Annotated in this window: 22 protein-coding genes; 16 read left to right on the plus strand and 6 right to left on the minus strand. The window is 64.5% G+C overall.

The features are described from left to right. Positions 1-44: 44 nt before the first annotated feature. The 10 genes from RFN30_RS21500 (at position 45) to RFN30_RS21545 (ending at position 12,662) form a co-directional block, all read left to right on the plus strand. A complete protein-coding gene (locus tag RFN30_RS21500; protein WP_320264093.1) occupies positions 45-821 on the plus strand; it encodes an exodeoxyribonuclease III in 777 nt (258 codons plus the stop codon). A 190-nt stretch (positions 822-1,011) separates the two neighbouring features. After that, positions 1,012-2,193 carry a hypothetical protein gene (locus tag RFN30_RS21505; RefSeq protein ID WP_320264094.1) on the plus strand — a complete coding sequence of 394 codons (1,182 nt, stop codon included), beginning with the start codon at positions 1,012-1,014 and terminating at the stop codon, positions 2,191-2,193. A 799-nt stretch (positions 2,194-2,992) separates the two neighbouring features. Continuing rightward, on the plus strand, positions 2,993-4,576 hold the full coding sequence (locus tag RFN30_RS21510) for a WD40 repeat domain-containing protein (RefSeq protein ID WP_320264095.1): 1,584 nt from the start codon (positions 2,993-2,995) through the stop codon (positions 4,574-4,576). Positions 4,577-4,833: 257 nt separating this feature from the next. Continuing rightward, complete coding sequence (locus RFN30_RS21515) at positions 4,834-6,855, plus strand: amidase (protein ID WP_320264096.1); 2,022 nt, start codon at positions 4,834-4,836, stop codon at positions 6,853-6,855. A 938-nt stretch (positions 6,856-7,793) separates the two neighbouring features. Continuing rightward, on the plus strand, positions 7,794-8,345 hold the full coding sequence (locus RFN30_RS21520) for a cysteine hydrolase family protein (protein ID WP_320264097.1): 552 nt from the start codon (positions 7,794-7,796) through the stop codon (positions 8,343-8,345). Between the two features lie 219 nt (positions 8,346-8,564). Continuing rightward, positions 8,565-9,020, plus strand: a complete 456-nt coding sequence (locus RFN30_RS21525; protein WP_320264098.1) for a GFA family protein — start codon at positions 8,565-8,567, stop codon at positions 9,018-9,020. Positions 9,021-9,399: 379 nt separating this feature from the next. Beyond that, positions 9,400-10,602: an amidohydrolase family protein gene (locus RFN30_RS21530; RefSeq protein ID WP_430699076.1), complete on the plus strand. Its 1,203-nt coding sequence runs from the start codon at positions 9,400-9,402 to the stop codon at positions 10,600-10,602. 102 nt (positions 10,603-10,704) lie between these two features. Further along, the gene (locus tag RFN30_RS21535; protein ID WP_320264100.1) at positions 10,705-10,878 is read left to right on the plus strand and encodes a DUF2934 domain-containing protein; all 174 of its coding nucleotides are present in this window, start codon (positions 10,705-10,707) and stop codon (positions 10,876-10,878) included. Between the two features lie 81 nt (positions 10,879-10,959). Further along, positions 10,960-12,273, plus strand: a complete 1,314-nt coding sequence (locus tag RFN30_RS21540) for a mechanosensitive ion channel family protein (RefSeq protein ID WP_320264243.1) — start codon at positions 10,960-10,962, stop codon at positions 12,271-12,273. Between the two features lie 233 nt (positions 12,274-12,506). Further along, on the plus strand, positions 12,507-12,662 hold the full coding sequence (locus tag RFN30_RS21545; protein WP_320264101.1) for a DUF1127 domain-containing protein: 156 nt from the start codon (positions 12,507-12,509) through the stop codon (positions 12,660-12,662). A 16-nt stretch (positions 12,663-12,678) separates the two neighbouring features. Here RFN30_RS21545 and RFN30_RS21550 read toward each other — a convergent pair whose 3' ends face one another. Continuing rightward, complete coding sequence (locus RFN30_RS21550; RefSeq protein WP_320264102.1) at positions 12,679-13,866, minus strand: alpha/beta fold hydrolase; 1,188 nt, start codon at positions 13,864-13,866, stop codon at positions 12,679-12,681. 193 nt (positions 13,867-14,059) lie between these two features. Next, entirely contained in the window at positions 14,060-14,374 is a 315-nt protein-coding gene (locus RFN30_RS21555; RefSeq protein WP_320264103.1) for a GYD domain-containing protein, read from the minus strand. 442 nt (positions 14,375-14,816) lie between these two features. Here RFN30_RS21555 and RFN30_RS21560 point away from each other — a divergent pair, with 442 nt between their 5' ends. Further along, entirely contained in the window at positions 14,817-15,986 is a 1,170-nt protein-coding gene (locus tag RFN30_RS21560; protein ID WP_320264244.1) for an aminotransferase-like domain-containing protein, read from the plus strand. Positions 15,987-16,479: 493 nt separating this feature from the next. On the opposite strand, the gene RFN30_RS21565 is transcribed toward RFN30_RS21560, so the two are convergent. Next, on the minus strand, positions 16,480-16,782 hold the full coding sequence (locus RFN30_RS21565; RefSeq protein ID WP_320264104.1) for a hypothetical protein: 303 nt from the start codon (positions 16,780-16,782) through the stop codon (positions 16,480-16,482). Between the two features lie 215 nt (positions 16,783-16,997). Between RFN30_RS21565 and RFN30_RS21570 the strand changes: the two genes are divergently transcribed. After that, the gene (locus tag RFN30_RS21570; RefSeq protein ID WP_320264105.1) at positions 16,998-17,786 is read left to right on the plus strand and encodes a hypothetical protein; all 789 of its coding nucleotides are present in this window, start codon (positions 16,998-17,000) and stop codon (positions 17,784-17,786) included. Positions 17,787-17,939: 153 nt separating this feature from the next. Continuing rightward, a complete protein-coding gene (locus RFN30_RS21575) occupies positions 17,940-18,485 on the plus strand; it encodes a YbhB/YbcL family Raf kinase inhibitor-like protein (protein WP_320264106.1) in 546 nt (181 codons plus the stop codon). 70 nt (positions 18,486-18,555) lie between these two features. On the opposite strand, the gene yghU is transcribed toward RFN30_RS21575, so the two are convergent. After that, the gene (gene yghU, locus RFN30_RS21580) at positions 18,556-19,425 is read right to left on the minus strand and encodes a glutathione-dependent disulfide-bond oxidoreductase (protein WP_320264107.1); all 870 of its coding nucleotides are present in this window, start codon (positions 19,423-19,425) and stop codon (positions 18,556-18,558) included. Between the two features lie 213 nt (positions 19,426-19,638). On the opposite strand from yghU, the gene RFN30_RS21585 reads away from it, so the two are divergent. Continuing rightward, complete coding sequence (locus RFN30_RS21585) at positions 19,639-20,541, plus strand: S1C family serine protease (RefSeq protein WP_320264108.1); 903 nt, start codon at positions 19,639-19,641, stop codon at positions 20,539-20,541. Between the two features lie 6 nt (positions 20,542-20,547). Further along, complete coding sequence (locus RFN30_RS21590; RefSeq protein WP_320264109.1) at positions 20,548-21,486, plus strand: LysR family transcriptional regulator; 939 nt, start codon at positions 20,548-20,550, stop codon at positions 21,484-21,486. Here the strand turns inward: RFN30_RS21590 and RFN30_RS21595 are convergent. Further along, complete coding sequence (locus tag RFN30_RS21595; RefSeq protein ID WP_320264110.1) at positions 21,437-22,165, minus strand: SDR family oxidoreductase; 729 nt, start codon at positions 22,163-22,165, stop codon at positions 21,437-21,439. The two genes, RFN30_RS21590 and RFN30_RS21595, sit on opposite strands and share 50 nt — an antisense overlap. Positions 22,166-22,286: 121 nt before the next feature. Between RFN30_RS21595 and RFN30_RS21600 the strand changes: the two genes are divergently transcribed. Further along, positions 22,287-22,883, plus strand: a complete 597-nt coding sequence (locus tag RFN30_RS21600; protein WP_320264111.1) for a YdeI/OmpD-associated family protein — start codon at positions 22,287-22,289, stop codon at positions 22,881-22,883. Between the two features lie 104 nt (positions 22,884-22,987). Here RFN30_RS21600 and RFN30_RS21605 read toward each other — a convergent pair whose 3' ends face one another. After that, a complete protein-coding gene (locus tag RFN30_RS21605; RefSeq protein WP_320264112.1) occupies positions 22,988-23,266 on the minus strand; it encodes a hypothetical protein in 279 nt (92 codons plus the stop codon). Positions 23,267-23,406 lie beyond the last annotated feature (140 nt).

Here is a 23,406-nt window from a genome sequence, read left to right on the forward strand (position 1 = left end):
AGACCCTAGGATAACGAAGTGTGGGGCGCCTTCGGCATCCAAAAATGAAACTCGCCACCTTCAACATAAACAACATCAACAGCCGGCTGGAAAACCTGCTGGCCTGGCTCGCGCGCGCAAAACCCGACGTCGTCTGCCTGCAGGAGCTGAAGTCCCGCGATACCCAATTCCCGCTGACCCGACTCGCCAATGCCGGCTATGGCGCGGTGTGGAAGGGCGAGCCGACCTGGAACGGCGTCGCCATCCTGGCAAGGGGCTCGGAACCTGTGCTGACGCGCGACGCGCTGCCCGGCGACGATGCCGACCGCCAGGCGCGCTACATCGAGGCGGCGGTCGACGGCATCGTCGTCGCCTGCCTCTACGCGCCGAACGGCAACCCGCAGCCCGGACCGAAATTCGACTACAAGCTCGCCTGGCATGAACGCTTCGCGGCGCATGCCGAACAGTTGCTCGATACCGGCCTGCCGGTGGTGCTCGCCGGCGACTACAACATCGTGCCCGAGCCGCGCGACATCTACCAAACCCGCTCCTATGACGACAACGCGCTCGTGCAGCCCGAAAGCCGCGCCGCCTTTGCGGCGCTGATCGAGCAGGGCTGGACCGATGCGCTGCGAAAAGTCTTCCCGAAGGAGGAGAAGCTCTACACCTTCTGGGATTACCGGCGGAACCGCTGGCCGCGCGACGCGGGTCTCAGGCTCGACCATATCCTGCTGTCGAACAAGGTGGCGCGGAAGCTGAAAGGGGCCGGGATCGACCGGGAGGTGCGAGGCGGCGACAACGCCAGCGACCACGCGCCGGTGTGGGTGGAACTGGCGACCTGACCTTCTCCCACAAGGGGACAAGGGAATGGGGCGCTGTCCCGCCAACATTTCGATGGTTCGATACTATCATCTCGCCGGTTATGGTTGTGCAGCCACGAAGTCCCAAGTTAATTTGAAAGACATTAAAGAGGGGGCTCTGACGTTATGCTTTTCATCTTGGACATCTTTCTCCAGCCATCGCTCCCCCGCCATGGCTGACAACGCCCTCGTCCTCTTCATCTCCGCTCTCGTCCTCGCCGGCACCATCGCCCTCATCGCGCTCGCCATGCGCTGGCGGCGCAAGCGCCGCAAGGCGCGCGGCAATCCCGATCCCGCTCAGGATTATGCGGCCAGGACCGACTGGAGCGGCAGCCGCCGACTGCTCAACTATTCCAGCTTCGTCTTCATGGATGTCGACGGCGACGGCAAGTTCGGCCAGGCCGACCGGCCGATCGCGGGCATCGTGGTGCGGGCCTATGACGAGAAGGGGTCCTTCCTTGCCGCCTTGCGCACCAACGGTGGCGGCTTCGCCAATTTCCCAATGTCGACGAAAAAGCGCCGGGCGCTGCTGCGTGCGCCCGGCACCTATCGGTTTGTGGTCTCGGTGCCGCGGGGATGGCGCGTCAGCACGAACAACCAAGACCAGTCGCTGCGGCTTATGGAATTGCCGGGCTCGCCTTCGGGCCTCGCCGGCGAGGAGCTGCCGCGGGCGGTCGGCCTTTCGCCGGCGCGCTTCGTGCGCGGCAAGGCGGCGGCCGAGGTAACGCTCACGCTTCTGGGCGATGGCATGGTCCTGGACACGAAGCCACTTGCGCCGGGCGCTTTTCGCTTCGATGTTCCAGTCGATGCTGACACGGTGATGATTTCAGGTTCAGGCCTCGACCGGCGCCTGCCGCTCTCGCCCTATGCGGCGGACCTTGGGTTATTGCAGCGGGGCGCGATCAGCGGCGAAGCGGCGCTGGAAACAATCGGTTTCAACGACGTGACCAGGCTTCCCTTCCAGAAGGTCCGCTCGGGCTATGGCGGGCTCGACTGGCGCAACCTCAATGCCTTGACGGGCCACTACGTCAAGAACAGCGAAGGCTATGTCAACGGCAGCCTGTCGCGCTGCTATGTGGCTTATACGAGCAGCGGCCATCAGGCCGAGTTCGGCAGCAACGAACCGTTCGGATTTCATTCGGTGATGCTGACCGCCGCATGGCTCGCTTCGGAAGGCGAGGTGGCACTGATCGAAAGCTGGTTAGGCGAAGAGCTTATCGCGAGCGACGAGGTGGTGCTATCGGCGCTGGCGCCCGTCCACTATGCGCCGATGCTGAAGGCGGTGACACGCGTGCGCATCTCCACCAGGCATTGTTGGCAGGCTGTGCTGGATGAACTGGTAGTGGCACGGTGAGCAAACCCGGCCCCCGCAGCATCTAGGTTGACTGGGCCGTTGCGGTGACGGTGGAAAGATTTATTTAGCCAACATATGCGGCCATATAGGTCTTTTGAATGACCTTCGAGACGCCTCTTGGGAGGGGGCCTAGCCGGGAAATCTAGGCCGGTGCGTTTCCATTAGTGGGAACGGAAACACCGCCGCTCGTGATCGCCGAAAGCTTGCCTTTGCGGACGATGCTAGGCTTCTCGTAAGTCTTCTTCATGATTCAAAACCCCCTTATTGCCCTGCCTATGGCTTATGAGCGATGTCCTTCGCTGTCAATTACCCCCGCCGATCCACCATGCCTAACGATCCACGGAATCGTTCAGTCCTGCTGGTGGCTCGCGCGACAGCTGTCCGGGCGCTTCAAAATCGTTAAGTCGCGGATGGCGCCAACTGCGCAGTGACTGTCGAAAGCCGGCCCTTTTTCACCAGGGAAGGCCTCTCATAAATCTTCTTCATGCCAAGCTCTCCTAAAAATTCCCCGCCGGATGATGTCATAAGGGTTTTTCCTGTCAACCAAGCCGGCTAGCATTCCAGTCTATTCTTGGGGAATGTGGCTTTCTGCTCACAGTGTCGGTCGGCCGCCATGGGCATGGAGATATTGGTCAGCCGCGCAAGTAAATGGCAGCAGACTCGATGGAAAAGACATGCCTGACCGAAGCCCATTTATCTTTCTTCATGTGATGTCTCGCACTTAGCCTCGGAGGGAAGCTCGGCTAGGATGGCGGATGCTTCTTCCATCTTTGGGCGGGGAAGGGGCGCGGGGGCGCTGATGAAAAGATCGACCGACAGGCTGCTGGCATTGGTGATGCTTGCCGTTGGCCTCGCCTGCTTCGCCAAGCTCTATCTGGCGCTGGGCGGCAAGCCCTCGGCCACGACGAGCGCTGAGATCTTCGGCGCCGCGGGCGTGCTTTCGATGCTCGCGGGGCTTTTGTTCCTCGCCGGCCTGCTGCCGTCGGCGGCAAGGCATGATCCGTCAGTGCCTCTCTTCGGCCGCGACGCCGAGATTGTGCCCGCCGGGCGTCCGCGGCTGCGCCGCATCGCGCTCGCCATGCCGCTCGTTGCCCTGCTCGTCATCCTGGCCGACCAGTTCAGCCCTTGGCGTGCCCACGAGGCCGGCGCCGGCAGCGAGCCGGCCGCGACCGCCGAACCAAAGGACGTCGCCAGCGCTCCGGCGCAACCGGTACCGCCGGCCGAGCCCACCCCGGCGCCCCCGGCTCCGTCGGCCGAGCCGGCGAAGCCCGCGCCACCTGCCGAACCCATGGCCGCGCCTGTCGCGCCGACAGCCACTTCGCCGGCCGAGCCGGCTCGCTCGACGCCTGCTGCGCCCGCTACACAAACTGTCGCTCCGGCGCAGCCTTCCCAGCCAACCGAACAGACGGCGCTGGCGCCCGCTACGCCGCCTGAGACGGTGGCGCCGCCTCCACCCGAGCCGCCGGCGCAGCCGACCGCGCCGGAAGGCCATCGCGATGCCGTCGTCTGGCTGGCGGTGTCAGCCGACGGGCACGAGATCATGAGCGCCAGCACCGACCGCACGATCAAGCTCTGGGACATCGACGGCCAAAGGCTGATCCGCGATCTCGGCGTCCACAAGGACATGGTGCGAACCGCGCTCTTCATGCCCGACGGCAAAACCGCGCTCACCGCCGGCGACGATGGCGAGATCGTGCTGCGCCAGCTTTCCGATGGCGCGGTGCTGCATGTCTTCTCCTCGGGCCAGAACGGCGGCGTCAACAAGCTCGCCATCAGCCCGGACGGCAAGCGCGCCGTCAGCGGTCACGACACCGGTTCGGTCATCGTCTGGGACCTGGAGAAGGGCGCGGTCCTGCATATGCTGTCCGGCCATGACTGGTCTATCAGCTCGGTCGCCGTTTCGTCCGACGGCACGAAGGCGCTCACCGCCAGCATCGACGGCGAGCTGAAGCTTTGGGACATTGTCGCCGGCAAGCAGCTGCGCAGCTGGCACGGCCACGACCGCGGCGCCTATGGCGCAGTCTTCACCGCCGACGGCCGCCATGCGGTGACCGGCAGCGGCGACTACACGATCAAGCTCTGGGACCTCGACAGCTTCAAGGAAGTGCGCCGCTTCGATGGCCATTCCGGCACGGTCTATGCGCTGGCGCTCTCGGCCGACGGCAAGCGCCTCGGCTCGGTCTCGCTCGACGGCACCGCGCGGATCTGGAACATGGACACAGGCGCCGAGATCGCCGAATTCGACCCCGGCACCGGCCCGATATACGCGGTCGCCTTCGCCGCCGACGGCACGCTCATCACCGGCGGCATCGACCGCACCATCCGCGACTGGCCGGCGGCAGGAGGGGATGGGACGGTGCTGTTTGCGGGCGCTCCGGAGTAGCCTGATTGACGGAAGTTCGTTCACGGAAAGGCCGGGCGGGACAGCACCCCCCTCTGGCCTGCCGGCCATCTCCTCCGCAAGGGGGGAGATCAGCAGCTTCGGCCTCGCCGCCATTCCTGCAACGCTGGCGAATGGCGAAAGCCTGCGCGACAGCCAATTCCCCTCTTGCGGGGGAGATGTCCGGCAGGGCAGAGGGGGGTGTGACGGAGCGCGACCTTCAGGAAGCTGCGGATCGTCGCCATTGCAGAGAGTTTGCCATGACTACCCTCCGCCTCGTCGAAGCCTCGATCGCCGACCTGCGCCACGCGCTGGAGGAGGGCATCGTCACTAGCGTCGAACTCACGGGCGCATATCTGCGGCGCATCGCCCACTACGACCGCCGCGGCATCGCGCTCAACGCCGTGCCGATCCTCAATCCAAAAATGTTCGAGGAGGCCGAGGCTTCCGACCGGCGCCGCCGCGCGGGCAGGGTGCTCGGGCCGCTTGACGGCATCCCTTACACCGCCAAGGACAGTTACAAAGCGAAGGGCCTGACGGTCGCCGCCGGCTCGCCGGCCTTCGAGCATCTTGTCGCCACCGAGGACGCCTTCACCATCGCCAGGCTGCGCGCCGCGGGCGCCGTGCTCATCGGCCTCACCAACATGCCGCCGATGGCCAATGGCGGCATGCAGCGCGGCGTCTATGGCCGCGCCGAAAGCCCTTACAATGCCGACTATCTCACAGCCGCCTTTGGCTCTGGCTCGTCCAACGGTTCGGGCACCGCGACCGCGGCTTCTTTCGCCGCCTTCGGGCTCGGCGAGGAGACCTGGTCGTCCGGCCGCGCGCCGGCCTCCAACAATGCTTTGGTCGCCTACACGCCCTCGCGCGGCGTGATCTCGGTGCGCGGCAACTGGCCGCTGGTGCCGACGATGGATGTGGTGGTGCCGCATACGCGTACCGTGCCCGACATGCTGGAACTGCTCGACGTGATCGTCGCCGACGATGCCGAGCCGAGAGGCGATTTCTGGCGCGTGCAGCCCTGGATTTCGATCCCGAAGGCTTCGGCGCTCAGGCCGGCAAGCTACACAGGGCTTCCGCTGCTGGGCGCGCTCAAGGGCAAGCGGCTCGGCGTGCCGAAAATGTATATCGGCAAGGATAGTGAAGCCGACCGTCCGATCGAGACGCGCGCCTCGGTGCTGGATCTCTGGCGGCAGGCCGCTCGTGACCTGGAAGCGCTCGGCGCCGAGGTGGTCGAGGTCGATTTTCCCGTCGTCTCCAATTATGAGCGCGACCGCCCGGGCGCACGCTCGATGGTCGATCGTGGCCTGGTGCCGAAGGATTTCGCCGAGCGCGAAATCTGGGACCTGTCGATCTGGTCGTGGGACGATTTTTTGCGCGCCAACGCCGATCCGGCCATCCCAGATCTCGCTTCGGTCGACGGCCCGAAAATCTTTCCGCAGCCGCCGGGCACGCTGCCCGACCGGTATGGCGATGACGGTTTTGACCTGGCCGAATATGTCGAACGCGCCAAGAAAGGTGTGGCGCCGCTGGAACACATTGCCACCATCGAGGAAGGGCTGAAGGGGCTGGAGGCAACGCGCCGCGTCGATTTCGAGGACTGGCTCGAGGCGAACGGCCTCGATGCCGTGGTGCTGCCCGCCGCCGCCGATGTCGGCCCGGCCGATGCCGACGTCAACGAGGCTTCGGCAGAACTTGCCTGGCGCAACGGCACCTGGGTCGCCAACGGCAATCTTGTCTGGCGCCATCTCGGCATCCCGACGGTGACGGTGCCGATGGGCACCATGGCCGATATCGGCATGCCGGTCGGCCTGACCTTCGCCGGCAAGGCCTATGACGATGTGGCGCTGCTGACGATGGCCGGAGACTACGAGCGCGCCACGCAGCGCCGCACCGTCCCGCCGCGCACGCCGGCGCTGGCGGACGATGTGTTTGCGGCGGGCTGGGGTATGTCGAGTGGTGCCGGCGATGCGCCGTTTGCGATAGATTTGAGTGCTGAAACGACCCACGCCGGCGACACGGACGAGATCGCGATCGCGCTGGAGATCGAGGCGGGCAGGGCGGAGCCAGAAGCGGCCGTGAAAGTCCACGTCAACGGCGAGCCGGTCACCATGCAAGTAAACGGCAACCGCTACACCGGCCGGGTGATTGTCCCGGCCTCGAAGCATCAGGGCTTCCACAGCGTCTGGCGCGGTTCCTACGGCTCGATCGTGACGGCCATTGTGAGGCTGCCGGATGGGCGCGCCGCGGGCGCTTATGCGGTGATGGGCGGGATTGGGTGAGGCGCTGAAACCGCTGATCTCCTCCCTTGTTGTGGGGGAGATGGCCGGGGGAGATCGTTCAATCCCGTTCCTGCATCGCCCTGTGCCAAGGTTACCCTCGCGCCATGCAAACCAGCCATAGGGAAGATCCCAGAATTCGCGAAGCGAGTTGTCACGCTTTACCATCTCCGACAGGCCGACAAGCATGGCATTGGCCACCTCGAAATCGGCGTTCCGGTTCAGGAATTGCCACGCGCCGTCGTCGTCATCATGGCAGACATAGTCGATGATATGTTCGCCCTTCATGACCTGACGCGTCGTGAAGACCGCAGCATTCGGCGGATCGTCAAAAGGCCAATCAGGATCCACCTGTCAGCTCCTGCAACCCGCGAACGGGAGGATTGATCCTCAAGAGGGCAGGGAGCGAGCCATGAATCCCAAAACTTCTGCTGCATATGGACGAACACGGGCGCCACGTCATAGCCTTCGTCAAATATATTGACTAAGTCGCTCTCGTTGGGATGCTCCCCCGTTTTCACCTTGCAGACCACCAATCCACGACTCATCTCTGTCAAAGTCCCCCTCAGGGAAAATATTGTAACTCGCACCGTAACAAAATGGCAGTATCCCTTCTACTTCGAGTTGCTTGCGGATTTGGCACAGGGCTTCGAAATAGTCGTCTTCTTCCGCCTCGATGACCTTGTTCCGATAACTGCAGGTGAGCCTGCACCTGGTTCCCACGTCCTGCAGCGTGAACACCGCCGGCTCGTTGCCTCCGGTGTCTCCTCCAATCAGAAATACGGTGCATTGTTGACCCATCGTAATTCCCCAATCAATCGCGGATAGTAGTTGTGATGTATTCGCATTTCAACTAGTGATTGACAATTCTTAAGTCGGCAATGGCACTTGCCGGCTCCTCTGCGCCTTGACCCATCCCCCGCCCACGCTATCTTCGCGCCATGTCAGACACCGCTCCCTCCGCCGCCGCCCCGCTCATCGTCATCGACCTCCAGACCGGCATGTTCGACGGTCGTTTCGATCCGCCGATCCATGACGCCGACATTATCGCCGAACGCGCTCGAAAACTGATCGACTGGGCGCGCCGCTCCGGCCGCAAGGTGGCGTTCATCCGCCATGACGGACCGGCGGGCGATCCGCTGGCGCCGGGCGCTTCCGGCTGGCCGGTGTGGCCGCAACTCGGCCAGGCGGCCGACGAGCCGACCTTCGGCAAGACGGTCGGCAATGCCTTTTCCAATGCCGAGCTCGGGCAGTGGATCGCGGGGCAGGGCGCGCGGGATGTTGTGCTCATCGGCGCCCAGACCGACTTCTGCGTCGCCGCCACCGTCAGGGGCGCCTTTGCCGAGGGGCTTGGCGTCACCGTGGTTTCGGATGCGCATTCGACGCTGGATTCTCAGGATGAGAAGGCACCGGAGATTATTGCGCGGCACAACGCGGCTTTCGCCGAGCAGGGCGTACGGCTAACCACGACGGCGGCGTTGACGGGTAAGTAAAAGGCCGCGATCCTTCGCGCCCCCCTCTGTCCTGCCGGACATCTCCCCCACTTGGGGGGAGATCAGATGTCACCTTGGCTTTCGCCAATCTCTAACGCTGCAGGACAAGGCGGGGCGCGCCCGAGCTGCCAATCTCCCCCCTTGTGGGGGAGATGTCCGGCAGGACAGAGGGGGGCGCTGTCCCGCCGGCGTTTGTTGTTCAAACTCAGGAGCCCCACCATGCCGACCCTTTCCCTGCCCGCCGAAGGAGGCTGCCGCTGCGGCCGCGTGCGCCTGAAAATCTCGGCAAAGCCCTTGCTCACCATGGCCTGCCACTGCACCGGCTGCCAGAAGATGTCCTCCAGCGCCTATTCGTTGAGCGCCGCCATTCCCGCGGACGGCTTCGAGATCACCAAGGGCGAGCCGGTGATCGGCGGCCTGCACGGCGCCTCGAAACACTATTTCTGCGGCTACTGCATGACCTGGATGTTCACCCGGCCGGAAGGGCTCGACTGGTTCGTCAACCTGCGCCCGACCATGCTGGATGACCCCGCCTGGTTCACGCCCTTCGTCGAAACCTGGACCAGCGAGAAATTGCCCTGGGTGACCACACCCGCCGCGCACAGCTATGTGGCCCTGCCGGCCTTCGAGGAATATGACGGGCTGGTCGCGGAATACGCCGGCTCCCAAGCCTGACGGGTCAAGACAACCTGATCGGCCCAAAACAAAAACGGCGACCCGGGTCAGATCGCCGTTCAGTTCATGGTCGACGCGGCCGTTGGGGGCGACATTGTTGGGGATGTGCTTGGGCGTCCGCGTCGACCACGGCGGCCTCGTACCGCAGAATGCACTATCGCATATTTTTGGCGCACGGAAACTTCCGTGATAGCGGAATAGGCAGGGGGCAGGGACTTCCCCACCGGCGTTTGAGATTAAGGTTAACGACGGCAGCCGCGACAGCGACCGAGCGCGCGATCCCCGCTTGTGAGATCGACAGCTTCGGCGAAAGACTTTCTACCTCCCGCCGCATTGACCTCGGCCTGCCCAGCGGCGACGACTGGTGCTTTCACTTCCAATGGATTGCATCTTGCCCCAGTTTCTCAACGCAAAACTTGCCGATGGCTCGTTGGCCGATCTCACCGTCTCCGACGGCCGCTTCAGCGCCATTACGCCCGCCGCCGGCGCCACAACACCGCCGCCGGACACCGTCGACCTCGGCGGCCAGCTCGTGCTGCCGGCCTTCGTCGAGGGCCACATCCATCTCGACACCTCCTTCTATGGCGATGCCTGGCGCCCGCACATTCCCTGCACCAACGGCTTTGACGTGCGCGAGCGTGTCGCCTTCCAGATGCAAAACCTTGAGCGGGCCGCGCCGATGGAAGAGCGCGCGAAAAACCAGCTCGAGCTTTGCATCGGCCACGGCAGCCTCGCTATGCGCAGCCACGTCATGGTCGACGCCGCGGTCGGGCTGAAGCATGTCGAGACGATCCTCGGCGTTCGCGAGAAATATCGCGAGCTGATCGACATCCAGCTCGTCGCCTTCCCGCAGAGTGGCATTCTTTCCTCGCCCGGCACGGCCGAGCTTCTGGACGAGGCCTTGACGCTCGGCTGCGACCTCATCGGCGGACTCGACCCAGCGAGCTTCGACCGCGACGTCAAGGGCCATCTCGATGTCGTCTTCGGCCTTGCCGAAAAACGCGGCGCCGGCGTCGATATCCACCTGCATGATGGCGGCACGCTCGGCCTGTTCGAGATCGAGGAGATCGCAGCGCGGACCACGGCACTGGGCATGCAGGGAAAAGTCGCCGTCAGCCACGCCTATGCGCTGGGCGACATTCCCGCCGACGCGCTGGCCAGGGCCGGCGAGAGGATCGCCGCCTCCGGCGTTGCCATCATGACCAATGCGCCCGGCAACCATCCTTTCCCGCCGGTCGCGGCGTTGCGCGAGGCGGGCGTCACGGTGTTTGGCGGTTCCGACAACATCCGCGATTCCTGGTGGCCCTATGGCGACGGCGACATGTTGAACCGCGCCAACATGATGGGCTACCGCTCCGGCTTCTACGAGGATTCCGAGCTGGAAGCCGCCTATGACGTGGTGAGCCGTGCCGGCGCCAGGGCGCTGGGGCTGGAAGGATACGGCGTCGCCGTGGGCACCAAGGCCGATTTCGTCGCGCTGAAGGCCGAGCATGTGCCGGAAGCCGTGGTGGCGGTGCCGAAGCAGCGCATCGTCTATCGGGCGGGCAGGGCTGTTGCCAGGGACGGCGCAATGATCGGGTAAAGGGCCGGGGGGCGCGCAAAATCGGCTGCGCTCCGCTCCCCTCATGGATCGTTTAGCCGGCACCGACGTTCCTCTTGGTGGAATCGAGATCGGGAGGAACCAATGGCAGACGAGACCAGGGAAGAGCGCATCCGCAAGCGTGCCTATGAGCTTTGGGAAAAGGAAGGAAAGCCCGAGGGCGCCGACTTGCGCTTTTGGGAAAAGGCGATGGGCGAGATCGACGAAGAGGATCAAAAGCAGGATACGTCGGGTAAACGTCGGCGAGCCGGCCCCTAAAGCGGCATAAATATGCGCCCTGATATGGGCCCCGCAACGGCGGCTTGCGGTTGCTAGCCCATCTATGATGGTCGTGTGGCAATGGACGTTCGCGACGCCATCGATCGAGCGCTGGCCTGGGCCAGCGGATGGTTCGACTATGCCGCAAACCCGTGGTTTCTCTATCAGGCCGCCATCATCGTCACGCTGATCCTCGCGGCCAAGCTTGCGGCGCGGCGTGTCGAGCCGCTCGCGGAGGACCAAGCGCGCCGGATCAAGGGCCATCCCGGACTGCTGAGAGTCGTGATAGCCCTGTTGCGGCGCACCGATTGGATCCTCTTCGCGCTCTTCCTGTTTGCAGCACTCAGCGTCTTGCGTGCCTTCACCTGGCCAAGCCGTACCCATCTCCTCCACATCGTGCTTTCGCTGTCGCTTGCATGGCTGGTGGCGTCGGTGCTGTCACGCATCATCCATAATCGCCTTGTCGCCCGGCTTCTCGGCTGGCTGATCTGGATCTATGCGGCGCTTGTCATCTTGGGCATCAGTGAGGAGACTGAAACCTTCCTCGACAGCCTCGCGATCTCGTTAGGCGCGGTCCATTTTTCGGCCCTGCTGCTGCTCAAGGCGGTGCTGCTGCTGGTCGCGACGGTCTGGCTTGCGGTGGTCGTCGGCAATTATATCGATGAGCGCGTCCGCATCTCCGAGGAGCTGACACCCTCGATCCGCGTCCTCGTCGGCAAGGTGGCAAAGATCGGCCTTGTCCTGGTAACCGGCGCCTTCGCCCTTTCGGCCGTCGGCGTCGACCTGACGGCGCTGACGGTCTTTTCCGGCGCCATCGGCGTCGGTCTGGCCTTCGGGCTGCAGAAGGTCGTTTCGAATTTCGTCTCCGGCATCATCATCCTGCTCGACAAGTCGATCAAGCCGGGCGACACCATCTCGCTCGAAGGCACGTTCGGCTGGATACGTGAATTGCGGGCGCGCTTTGTCTCGGTGGTGACGCGCGACGGCCGCGAATATCTCATACCAAACGAAGACTTCATCACCCAAAGGGTCATCAACTGGTCGTTCAGCGACAATCTTGTGCGGCTCGACGTGGACTTTGGCGTCTCCTACGAGGCCGACCCGCACAAGGTCGCCGAACTGGCGATAGAGGCCGCGATCAGCGTCGGCCGGGTCGAAGCCGACCGGCGGCCGGTCTGCTGGCTGACCGGGTTCGGCGATTCCTCGCTCGACTTCGTCCTGCGCTTCTGGATCCGCGATCCGCAGCAGGGCCTGACCAATGTGCGTGGCAGGGTGCTGCTGGCGTTGTGGGACACGTTCAAGAAGAACGGCATAGGCATCCCTTATCCGCACCGCGAGGTCATTGTGAGGGAGGCCGGGCCGACCGGGCTGAAAGGCAATTGGGCGGCACGTTGAAACGGCAGCGGGATCGCGAGGTCAGAGAAACCGTCAAGTTTTCGATCGAGTACGCCCCCCAACCTTCGCATGGCCGAATAAACTAATTTGCACACAAATGTTTCAGGCCGCGCCGGCTTCGTGAAGCATTTCACCGTTCGCGCGCAATCGGCTGGTTACAGACGCATCTGAAAAGCGGCGCCCTGGTGAGCGGGCAGCACCGATCTTTCTGCCGCTGCTTTGAGGAGGTCCCGATGTTTAAGAGCCTTAACCGAATCCGCGCCGCCTTTGCGCAGGCGAGCAAGCGCCGCAGGACGACGCGCGAGCTGAACGAACTGCCGCCGGAGATCCGTAAGGACATCGGCTGGCCGCAGTCGAGCCAGGTCGACGAGATTCGATTGCCATTCTAGCCTTGGTGACTGCCGCCTACCGGCCGCAATTTGGCGTTGCGGCCTTGCCGCTTAGCCGGTCCCGCGTCCAGGCCACCAATTCGGCTTCGAGCGGCGAGCCGCCCGTCACCAGCGAAAGGTGGTCGAGACCTTTGTACTGCCGGAAGTCGATCGGCTGTCCTTCCGAGCATCGCTTGCCGACATAGTCCCGCTGAATGCGGGCCGGGACGAGATCGTCGTCGGCGCCTTGCGCGATCAAGACCGGCGCATTGATAGGCGCGCCGGGCATGTTCTCGTCCAGTCTTGCGCCGAGCGGCCCTGAGGCCGGGTCGCGGGTGAAGATGCCGCCGGGAACAAGGGCTGCCTCGGCGATCGAGAACAAGGTGGCCCTGCCGCCGACGCAGCGGCCGGCCATGTCGCGGGCAAGTATCCTCGATACAGGACCGAGATAGTCACCGAGCTGCACGTCCGGGTAGGCCTCGGCGTAGGCCTCAGCGAGATAGGACGATACGATCTTGCCAAGGATCGTATCCTGCACGGCCTGGAACAGGGCGCGAAGATCGGTTGCCGGCGCGAGCGCCGCGACGCCGGCAATGTCGAGGTCCGGCGCATACCCCATGGCGCGCATGCCGGCCCAGAGCGCGCTGTTGCCGCCTTGCGAATGGCCCCAGACGACTACCTTGCCATTGGCTCTCAGGCCGCTGATCTGGCGCGCGGCGCGCACGGAATCGAGCATGGCCCGCGCGGCATCCTCGCCGATCATATAGGCGTGGCGGTCCCCGGACGTGCCGAGACCGACATAGTCGGTCGCCACATAGACCCAACCTTGCTCGAGCGGGGCGTGCAGCGCAGGGACATTGGCAAAGGGATGCCTCAACACCGAGGGCGCGCAGCCGGGTTCGATGCCGGTCGTGCCATGCGCCCAGGCGACGATCGGGCGGCTTGCGGCGCTCGGGCCCCTCGACGCCATGACGATCGCGCTCGCCACCGTCGGCGAATCGTCGCCGCGCGTGGTCGCGTAAAGCACCAGCCACGCCCGCGCACCCTCTGGAACGTCGCGGGTAAACGGCTCGCTGGCGATCAGCGTCCCGGGCGGCGGGATTGAGTCGGGCTGGCTGGTGTAGAAGGCGTCGGGCATCGCAGGCCGCGCCAGCCACCACAGGCAGGCGACGAGTGCGCAGGCGGTCACTCCGATCCATGCCGCGAGCCGGACAAGAACCTTCACAGGGCAGTTCCTCTCGCCGCGTCCGCCTGTGCCGCCATTCCGCTACCCTGCCCGAAGGAGAGCGATTGTGGCACGAAAACGGGCTCGCTTCATCAACGGTGGCAGCGAGTGGACCCGGTCTGTCTTTCGTTTCGGGATTCGGAAGGCAGCACGGGCAGGTTCAATCGAGCCGTGCTGCCTGACCGGAGGCAGGTCAGCCGGCGGGCTTATAGACGCCGGCAGCCTTGTTGGCGGCCTCGATCACCGCCTTCATGTTGAGTTCCTCGAGGACGACGAGGTCGCGCACCGAACCGCTGGCCCGGACCGCCAGCGCCATGCCCATCCCGGCAACCTGATCCGGCACCTCGCCATTGACGACGACATCGTACATGCCGCGCGTGAATGTCAGGCTGCTCATCCTGCCGCCGACGCTTTCAAAAAGCGCCTGGACTGCTGCTTCCCGGTTCGATCCCTTCATCAGCCCTTTGGCGGCATTGGGTTCGTAGTTTGCCAATATGGTAACCTTCATGGGAATCTCCTCCAAATATCATTGTCTCGGGCTGCTCAATGGTTTGAGCAGCACCGAGGTGCTTGTTGCTTCACTGACATTTGACCTGGTCGTGGACCGCCCGGGCAACCGTGGCCAACAGGCGGTTCAACCGGAGCATGGCTTCGGCTTATACCAATATGCGCCTATTCTAAAATAACGACAATCCCGCAATGAGGGTCGCAGGCCCCGATCGCCGTCGCACCTCCATTAGCATTCATGAAAATATGTAGGCCAAATGTCGCCTGAACGATGCGCCATGGCCGTTTTGTGTATTCACGCATGCGGCATCACCTGATAATAGGTCAACCAAGCTGACCTAAATACGAAGCCCTGAAGCCCTAAAGACGAAGCCACAGACACGAAGCACTGCGGGAGGTGCGCCTTGACCCTGTTGAACCTTCTGGCCTCGCGCTCCTCGCGCATGAAGGCCTCGGAAATCCGCGAGCTCCTGAAACTGCTCGACCAGCCCGACATCATCTCCTTTGCCGGGGGAATTCCGGACCCGTCGCTGTTTCCGGCCGAGGCCATTGGCGATGCTTACCAGTCCGTGCTCGGCGGCGCGGAAGCGGGCGCTGCCCTGCAATACCAGGTCAGCGAAGGCTTTCTGCCGCTGCGCAAATGGCTGGCCGCCTATATGGGCAAGCTCGGCGTCCAGTGCGACGAGGGCAATATCTTCATCACCTCCGGCTCGCAGCAGGCGCTCGACTATCTCGGCAAGCTGTTTCTGTCGCCCGGCGACACCGCGCTGGTGACCTGGCCGACCTATCTCGGTGCATTGCAGGCCTTCAACGCCTATGAGCCGCGCTACGACCGGCTGAACACGGCCGGCGGCAACATGACGCCGAAGGCCTATCGCTCGGCCGCCGCCGCGAATGGCGGCAAGGTGAAGTTCGCCTATCTGGTGCCGGACTTCGCCAACCCGACCGGCAATACGCTCGATGCCAAGCAGCGCGAGGCGGTGCTCGAACTTGCCGGCGAGCTCGACATCGCCGTCATCGAGGACGCCGCCTACCGCGCGCTGCGCTATGACGGTGAAGCGGTGCCGCCGATCCTTTCGCTCGATTGCGCGCGCGCCGGCGGCATCGACAATGCCCGCACGCTCTATTGCGGCTCCTTCTCGAAGATTCTCTCGCCCGGCATGCGCGTCGGCTGGGTCTGTGCGCCGCGTCATGTGGTGGAGAAGCTGGTGCTGATGAAGCAGGCCTCCGATCTGCATAGCCCGTCGATCAACCAGATGGTCATGCACCGCGTCGCCGAGACGATCTTCGACGGCCAGGTGGAAAAGCTCATCGGCGCCTACCGCCGGCGCCGCGACGCGCTGATCGGCGCGCTGGAAGCAAGCATGCCGAAGGGTATCTCGTGGAGCCGGCCGGACGGCGGCATGTTCGTCTGGCTGATGCTGCCGGAAGGCAGTGACGCCACCGAACTGCTAGCGCGTTCGGTGAAGGAGGCGCGCGTCGCCTTCGTGCCGGGCAACGCCTTCTACGCCGACGGCACCGGCCGCAACACGCTGCGCATGTCCTTCACGCTTGCCGATGACCGCGCGGTGGGCGAGGGCGTGCCGCGGCTGGCGAAGCTGCTGAAGGGGTAGGGGCGCAACGCTGAAACTGCTGATCTCCCCCTTGTGGGGGAGATGTCCGGCAGGACAGAGGGGGGCGCCGTAGAGCGCCAACTTCAACCAAACCAATTGGCCGCATACCTTCAGATTTTCCAGGGTCTCACTGCGAATAGCTGAGCCGCTGGCGGGACAGCGCCCCCTCTTGGCCTGATAGCCATCTCCCCCACAAGGGGGGAGATCAGACGTCGCGTCAGCCTTCGCCAATCTCCAGCGCACCTCCTTTCGCCGGCTATCACCTCGTTCTCGCGCAGGCGTGATTGTTGGTGCTCAGGCGTGATTATCGGCGCGGCCGGTTCTTCGGCTAGGGTCGCGGTCGATCCAACACCCCCTGGATCGACCGGCCGCGAAAGTCCCACCTTCACGGCCCGAACGAAAGAGCCCGACGGCCTCACCGGCGGGGCTTTTTTCATGGGGCCTTCCCGCGCCGGCGGGGCCGACGCGGTAGAACGGGACAAACCAAGCAGCGCTACTTGTTGCAGTTCTGCATATCGGAGGTCATGGCGCCGCTGGGGGTGTTGTTGTCGGTATCGTAGCCACCGCTGTCCTTGCAACGGTCTTCCATGCCATTCGACTTGTTCGTGGAACTCGTCGTGGTGGTATCCGTAGTATTGGGGGTTGCCGGGTTCGGTGCCGTCCCTGTCACCGTTGCGCCGCCGTTTGTGCTGCCCGACGCATTGGCGCCGCCGCTTGCGCCGGTCGATTGCGCCATCGCGGCCGAGGTCGCGAGCGCAATGGTGAGCACGGAAGCTGCGAGGATTTTCTTCATCATGAGGAAATCTCCATCGGTTTGCATCGTTGATTGCATCAAGTGTCCAACGAAGCATTCCGGGGGATGTTCCCCATTCGAAGAATTCGTGAAGGGCCGCGCCGCCGGGCTTTTTCGAGGCCTGGGGGGCAGGTTGCGCGCTGGTCGGCCCTTGTAGCGGAGGGCCGGCAAGGTCAAATGTGTCGCCTGTGTCGCCCGGGTTCGCGAGAGAGGATGGTATGGATGCATCGCCGCGCGTGACGCTGCTCATCGGCAGCGCCCCCGATGTCATGCGCTGCGCCGCCTGGCCGAAGCATGCCTTCGCACACATCGTTGCCATCAACAACGCCTGGCGCGTGCGCCCCGATTGGGACGTGCTGGTGCACGCCGGCGATTTCCCGGCCGATCGCATGCCGCAGCCTGGCCCGTCGCGGCAGATTTTCAGCGCCCCCGACTACGTGCCGGCGCAAAACGCTTTCGGCGGCTTCGTCTATGCCGGCGGCACCATGTCGATGACGGCGGCCTACTGGACCATCCATAGCCGGCGCTCGGATGTGCTCGCTTTCCTCGGCTGCGACATGATCTATGATCAGCCCGGCAATAGCCATTTCTACGGCACCGGCCGGGCCGACCCGCTGCGCGACGACGTCACGCTGCAGAGCCTGGAGGCCAAGTCCGCGCGGCTGCTCGTCCATGCGCTGCGGCGCGGCACGCTCTGCGTCAACCTGTCGGACCTCTCGCGCAGCCGGCTGGTCTTCCCGAAACTCACCTTCGAGGAAGTTCGGGACCTGTCGCCGTCGCGCTTCGCCGCTATGCGGGCCGAATTGCGCGCCGGCATCGATATTGAGGCGGTGGAGGCGGCCGAAGCGCTGGAGCGCGAATTCGGTTATTTCTATCAAGACGGGATGTACTGGAACCATCTCGACGAGATCGACGGCGCCAAGCTTGCCCGCATCGACCGGCTGTGGATGGCGGCCGTGGAGTGGCTGGTGGCGCCGCCGCTGGAGGAATGCAAGGCGGCGGAGTAGGCGCAGTTGGCGAAGGCGCTGGCGACGTCCAATTTCCCCCTTGTGGGAGAGATCGACAGCTTTGGCGCCTCGCCCGCCCGTCACGCAAAGTTGCTCGGTTCCGGCCCGCCTTTCGGATAGACTTCGGGCAATCCAAGCAGAAGGAGTGCAGCCATGATCTTGCGCCTTGGCTTTACCATGCTTGCGCTGGCCGCCTTCGCCACCCAGGCATCCGCCTTCGAAATCTCCAGCCCGTCGCTCTCCAACGGCAAATGGGACGCAAAATATCTCGGCGACAAGGCCGGCTGCGGCGGCAAGAGCGTCTCGATCGCGCTTGCCTGGAAGGATCCGCCGGCCGGCACCAAGAGCTACGCGCTCACCATGTTCGACCCCGATGCCAATAGCGGCAAGGGGTTCTGGCATTGGCTGGCCTGGAACATCCCGGCAAGCGCCAAGGGCCTGGCCGAAGGCGCGGGCTCCAAAGGCGGCAAGCGCCTGCCCAAGGGCACGGTGTCCGGCACGGGCGGCGTCGGCCGCGCCGGCTATTTCGGCCCATGTCCGCCACCCGGCAGCGGCGCGCACCATTATGTCTTCACGCTCTATGCGCTGGGTGAGCCGAAGCTGCGCACACCGGAAAATCCATCGCCGGAGATGGTGTCGGTCGCGGCGAAAAGCCAGGCGCTGGGCGAGGCGAGCGTGACGTATACGTACGGGAGGTAGTGGGGCGTCGGCGACAGCCAATCTCCCCCCGCTAAAGGGAGATCAGCAGTTCGCACGCCTTCCGCCTACCTCACTCGGCCGCTTGCAGCTTGTCCCGCGTCTTCGTCTCAAAGTCGCTGGCGTCGTGGCGTTCGTGGAGCTGGTAGGCCGGGTCGCCTGAGATGCGGTTGACCATGCGGCCGCGCTTGACGGCCGGCCTAGCATCGATCGCGTCGGCCCAGCGCTGCACGTGCTTGTACTCGTGCACCGAAAGGAACTGCGCGGCGTCGTTGTAGCTGCGGCCCTTGGCGAGTCCGCCATACCAGGGCCAGACCGCCATGTCGGCGATGGTGTAATCGGGGCCGGCGAGGTATTCGCTTTCCGCCAGCCGCCGGTCGAGCACGTCCATCTGCCTTTTGGTCTCCATGGCGAAGCGGTCGATGGCATATTCGATCTTTTCCGGCGCATAGGCGTAGAAATGGCCGAAGCCGCCGCCGAGATAGGGCGCCGATCCCATCTGCCAGAACAGCCACGAGAAGGTTTCCGCCCGCGCCGCACGCTCCGTCGGCAGGAATTCGCCGAACTTTTCCGCCAGATAGGTGAGGATCGAGCCGGATTCGAACACGCGCACCGGCTTTGCTTCGCTGCGGTCCATCAGAGCCGGGATCTTCGAGTTCGGATTGACCTCGACAAAGCCTGAGCCGAACTGGTCGCCGTCATTGATGCGGATAAGCCAGGCGTCGTATTCGGCGCCCTTGTGGCCGCGCGCCAGAAGCTCCTCCAGCATGATCGTGACCTTCTGGCCATTGGGCGTGGCCAGCGAATAGAGCTGCAGCGGATGCTTCCCGACCGGCAGTTCCTTCTCATGCGTCGGCCCGGCGACCGGCCGGTTGATCGAGGCGAAGGCGCCGCCATTCGGCTTGTTCCAGGTCCAGACTTTCGGCGGGGTGTACTGGTTCATCTTAGGGATGCCTTGTTCCTGCGGGGCGGATGAGGGTTCGTTGGCCCAAGATTTAGGTGCGGTTGCGCGCGCGTCAAAGAAAAAAGTTCAAATTTCGTTGAACTAATGACTGTGCCAGCCCGACCTCCCCACAAGGGGTGGGCACAGTCCGCCCTTGCACCACGTCCCTTTGGCCATACTTATAGAAAAACACCCGCAATTCAGGATCGACCGATGACCATCGAAAAAGTCTCGCGCTCCGTCGTGGCCATTCGCGCTACGGTTCCGGACGACGCCTTCACCGCCAATGCGCTGGGCACGCGCCGCGAGGGCAGCGGCGTGGTGATCCGCGACAACGGGCTGGTGCTCACCATCGGCTATCTCATCACCGAGGCCGAGGAGGTATGGCTGACCGACCAGAACGGCCGCGTGGTCGCCGCGCATGCGCTGGCCTACGACCAGGAGACCGGCTTCGGCCTGGTGCAGGCGCTGTCGCCGCTCAACCTGCCGGCTGTGAAGTTCGGCAACGCCAGGAGGGCCAATGTCGGCGACGCCGTGACGCTTGTCGACGGCATAGGCCAGCAGGTCGACGCGCATATCGTCACCAAGCAGGAATTCGCCGGCTATTGGGAATATCTCATCGACGAGGCGATCTTCACCGCGCCGGCGCATCCGTCCTGGGGCGGTGCTGCGCTGTTCGACGGTGACGGCAAGCTGCTCGGCGTAGGCTCTCTGCGCCTGCAGATGAGCCGCGCCGGCGAGGTCGCCGACATCAACATGATCGTGCCAATCGACCTTCTGACCCCGATCCTCGACGACCTTGTGAAGCGCGGCCAGGTGGCCAAGCCCGCGCGCCCTTGGCTCGGCGCCTTCTCGGCCGAGTCGAACGGCATGGTCGTGGTGATGAGCGTCGCCGAAGGCGGTCCGGCAGCGAAGGCTGGCCTGCGCCAGGGCGACATCATCTCCGACGTGCGCGACGGCGAGGTCGATGGTCTCGCCGACTTCTACCGCAAGCTCTGGGAGAACCCGGCCGGCGCCGAGATCCCGCTGCGCGTGGTGCGCGACGGTCGTGAGACCTGGCTGCGCGTAAAATCCGCCGACCGCAACTCCTTCCTCAAGAAGCCGCAGTTGCAGTAACGCCGCATGCATCCAAGGCTGTTGAAGACCTTCCTCACGGTCGCGCGCACCCGCAGCGCCACGCGTGCGGCGGCAGAGGTCAATCTCGCGCAGTCGAGCGTCAGCGACCAGATCCAGGCGCTCGAGGCCGAGCTTGGCGCGAGCCTGTTCACACGCTCGCGGCAGGGGCTGGAACTGACGCCGGCCGGCGAGGCGCTGAAACCCTATGCCGAGGAGTTGCTGGCGCTCGCGGACGAGGCGCGAGCCGCCATCGATGCGACCAAGAGCGAGACCGCCGGCAGCTTGTCGATCGGCGCGCTGGAGACGATCGCTTCGGCAAGACTTGCCGGCTGGCTCGCCGACTTTCAGGCCGTTCATCCCGATATCGACATCAAGCTGAAGATCGCCGGCAGCGGCGCGCTGCTGCGCATGCTGGGAGAGGGCGAGCTGGACGTCGCCTTCTGCTTCGATCGGTCCGGCGCAGGCGAACCGGACGCGCGCTTCGCCAGACGCATCGTCGGGGCCGAGCCGCTGGTGCTGATCGCGCCGCCCGGCGAGAACCGGACGGATGTCGATCTGGCCGAGCTTGCCGAAAAACGCTTCGTCGCCACCGAGACCGGATGCGTCTACCGCGCCATGGTCGACAGGGCTTTCGCCGAGGCGGGTTTTGGCCTGCCGAAGCTCGCGGCGGAGGTCGGCAGCATCGACGCCATCGCCGGCCTTGTGGCGTCCGGCGCAGGCTTTGGCCTGGTGCCGCGGCTCGCGGTTACCGAGGCGCTCGATCGTGGCGCGGTGGCGGAGGCGGCCTGGCCGGATCCTGGCCGGTCGGTGGATCTCGTCATGATCTGGCGGCGCCGGCGCGTCCAGCCGCCGGCGCTGAAGTTATTGCTCTCGGCGAGCGAAAACTTCGCAACCGTCAGACCAGCCGGTGCCCGCCCTCGACATGCAATGTCGCTCCCGTCGTAAAGCCGTTGCCCATCAGGAAGCGGATTGCGTCCGCAATATCCTCCGGCCGTCCGACCCGTCCCGCCGGCAGGCGTTTGGCCATGGCGGCGAGTGTATCGTCCTTCGCATCGCCGGCGACGAATTGCCAGATCGGCGTGTCGACCCAGCCGGGCGACACAGCATTGACGCGGATCGGCGCCAGCTCGACGGCCAGGGCCCGCACCAGCCCTTCGAGCGCCGCGTTGACCGCGGCGACGACCGAGCCGCGCGCCGCCGGCCGGTAGGCGGCAATGCCGGACACGAAGGTGAGCGAGCCGGCAGCCGACAGTTTTGGCGCGCCATGCTTCGCCAAAAGCAGCGGCCCATAGAACTTGCTCTCCACCACTCTTTGCGCCGCCTCCAGCTCGATCTCCGGCAACAGTCGGTAGGCGCCCGCGATGTCGGCCGCGGTGCTGACGATGTGGTCGAGTGGGCCGATGCGCTTGAAAAGTGCCGCGACCTCGTCCTCTCGGCCGATGTCGACCGCTGCCGTCTCGAGCGCGGCCGGGCGGCCGAGTTGTTCCCGCGCCGCGCTCAACTTCGCTTCGCCGCGCCCGGCGATGATGACCGCAGCACCTTCGTCGAGGCAGCGCCTGGCGAGCGCCAGCCCCATGCCCGAGCTGCCGCCAACGATCAGGATTTTTCGATTGTTCATGTCCATGCCTTTCCTTGCATGGACGTGATGTGGCAGGCAGGAGCGCGAAGCGGAAACGGAAGAAACCGATGGTGTTATCGGAGAGTCCGATACGGCAGCGTCGGTGGCTGCGCAAGGAGGAGCAACGATGCCCCCGGTCAAGGTCGATCCGGACAAGATCCACGAATTCCCCGATGCAGCAAGCTTCTATGCCTGGCTGGCCGAGAACCACGCCAGCGAAAGCGAGGTCTGGATCAAGGTCCATAAGGTCGGTTCGGGGCTTGCCTCGATCACGCCGAAGCAGGCGATCGATGTGGTGCTTTGCTTCGGCTGGATCGACGCGGTGCGCAAGTCGCTCGACCAGAAGAGCTTCCTGCAGCGCTACACGCCGCGTGGAAGGAAGAGCATCTGGAGCAGGATCAACATCGACAATGTCGCCCGCCTGGTCGAGCAGGGCCGCATGACCGAGCATGGTCTCAAGCAGGTCGAGGCGGCGAAGGCCGACGGCCGCTGGGACCGCGCCTATGGCGGCTCGAAGGAGATGGCGATCCCGCCCGACCTGCAGGCGGCGATCGATGCCGAGCCGAAAGCGAAGGCAATGCTGGCAAAGCTCTCCGCCCAGAACCGCTTCGCGCTCGCCTTTCGCACCCACAACATGAAGACCGAGGCCGGCCGCAAGAAGAAGATCGAGAGCTTCGTCGAGATGCTGAAGCGCGGCGAGGCGATCCACCCGCAGAAGAAGTAGCAAAAACGCCGCCCCGAGAGGGACGGCGTTTCAGGGAAGCGATGATCCCGAACCCTGTTGAAGCGGTTCGAAATCACCCGGTCATGAAGGTTGGGAGGCTGACCTTATGCGGCCTGCTTCTTGGCGGGCTTCTTGTGCGCGGGCTTCTTGGTGTGGTGCTTCACCTGGTGCTTCTTGGCGTGATGCCGGGCGTGCTTCTTCACGTGATGCTTGCGGGTGTGGTGGCGGCGATGCTTCTTGTGCTTCTTGTGATGCGCGACCGTGGCGGCGGGCTTCGCCGTCTCGGTGGCCGCGGCCGGAGCAGCGGTCGTAGTCGTCGTCGTGGTGGTCGCGGCAGCCGTGGTCGCGGCGGCGTTGGCTTCGGTGGTGCTCAGCGCCGGCACCGCGAAAGCGAGCGCGACGGCCAGGCCGAGAACAGAGAGAAGGGTCTTTTTAAAGATCGATGTCTTTTGTCGCGCGCCGCAATCGTTCGGCTGCTCCGCTGCCGCTTATGACAGCCGGTCTTTTCGCCAGTTTTTCCCGA

The organism is Mesorhizobium dulcispinae (assembly GCF_033977345.1).
GTDB lineage: Bacteria > Pseudomonadota > Alphaproteobacteria > Rhizobiales > Rhizobiaceae > Mesorhizobium > Mesorhizobium dulcispinae.

Coding starts and splice junctions, on each gene's coding strand:
- RFN30_RS21500 (WP_320264093.1), top strand. CDS start 45: ATGAAACTCGCCACCTTCAACATAAACAACATCAACAGCCGGCTGGAA.
- RFN30_RS21505 (WP_320264094.1), top strand. CDS start 1,012: ATGGCTGACAACGCCCTCGTCCTCTTCATCTCCGCTCTCGTCCTCGCC.
- RFN30_RS21510 (WP_320264095.1), top strand. CDS start 2,993: ATGAAAAGATCGACCGACAGGCTGCTGGCATTGGTGATGCTTGCCGTT.
- RFN30_RS21515 (WP_320264096.1), top strand. CDS start 4,834: ATGACTACCCTCCGCCTCGTCGAAGCCTCGATCGCCGACCTGCGCCAC.
- RFN30_RS21520 (WP_320264097.1), top strand. CDS start 7,794: ATGTCAGACACCGCTCCCTCCGCCGCCGCCCCGCTCATCGTCATCGAC.
- RFN30_RS21525 (WP_320264098.1), top strand. CDS start 8,565: ATGCCGACCCTTTCCCTGCCCGCCGAAGGAGGCTGCCGCTGCGGCCGC.
- RFN30_RS21530 (WP_430699076.1), top strand. CDS start 9,400: ATGGATTGCATCTTGCCCCAGTTTCTCAACGCAAAACTTGCCGATGGC.
- RFN30_RS21535 (WP_320264100.1), top strand. CDS start 10,705: ATGGCAGACGAGACCAGGGAAGAGCGCATCCGCAAGCGTGCCTATGAG.
- RFN30_RS21540 (WP_320264243.1), top strand. CDS start 10,960: ATGGACGTTCGCGACGCCATCGATCGAGCGCTGGCCTGGGCCAGCGGA.
- RFN30_RS21545 (WP_320264101.1), top strand. CDS start 12,507: ATGTTTAAGAGCCTTAACCGAATCCGCGCCGCCTTTGCGCAGGCGAGC.
- RFN30_RS21555 (WP_320264103.1), bottom strand. CDS start 14,374: ATGAAGGTTACCATATTGGCAAACTACGAACCCAATGCCGCCAAAGGG.
- RFN30_RS21560 (WP_320264244.1), top strand. CDS start 14,817: ATGAAGGCCTCGGAAATCCGCGAGCTCCTGAAACTGCTCGACCAGCCC.
- RFN30_RS21565 (WP_320264104.1), bottom strand. CDS start 16,782: ATGATGAAGAAAATCCTCGCAGCTTCCGTGCTCACCATTGCGCTCGCG.
- RFN30_RS21570 (WP_320264105.1), top strand. CDS start 16,998: ATGGATGCATCGCCGCGCGTGACGCTGCTCATCGGCAGCGCCCCCGAT.
- RFN30_RS21575 (WP_320264106.1), top strand. CDS start 17,940: ATGATCTTGCGCCTTGGCTTTACCATGCTTGCGCTGGCCGCCTTCGCC.
- yghU (WP_320264107.1), bottom strand. CDS start 19,425: ATGAACCAGTACACCCCGCCGAAAGTCTGGACCTGGAACAAGCCGAAT.
- RFN30_RS21585 (WP_320264108.1), top strand. CDS start 19,639: ATGACCATCGAAAAAGTCTCGCGCTCCGTCGTGGCCATTCGCGCTACG.
- RFN30_RS21590 (WP_320264109.1), top strand. CDS start 20,548: ATGCATCCAAGGCTGTTGAAGACCTTCCTCACGGTCGCGCGCACCCGC.
- RFN30_RS21595 (WP_320264110.1), bottom strand. CDS start 22,165: ATGGACATGAACAATCGAAAAATCCTGATCGTTGGCGGCAGCTCGGGC.
- RFN30_RS21600 (WP_320264111.1), top strand. CDS start 22,287: ATGCCCCCGGTCAAGGTCGATCCGGACAAGATCCACGAATTCCCCGAT.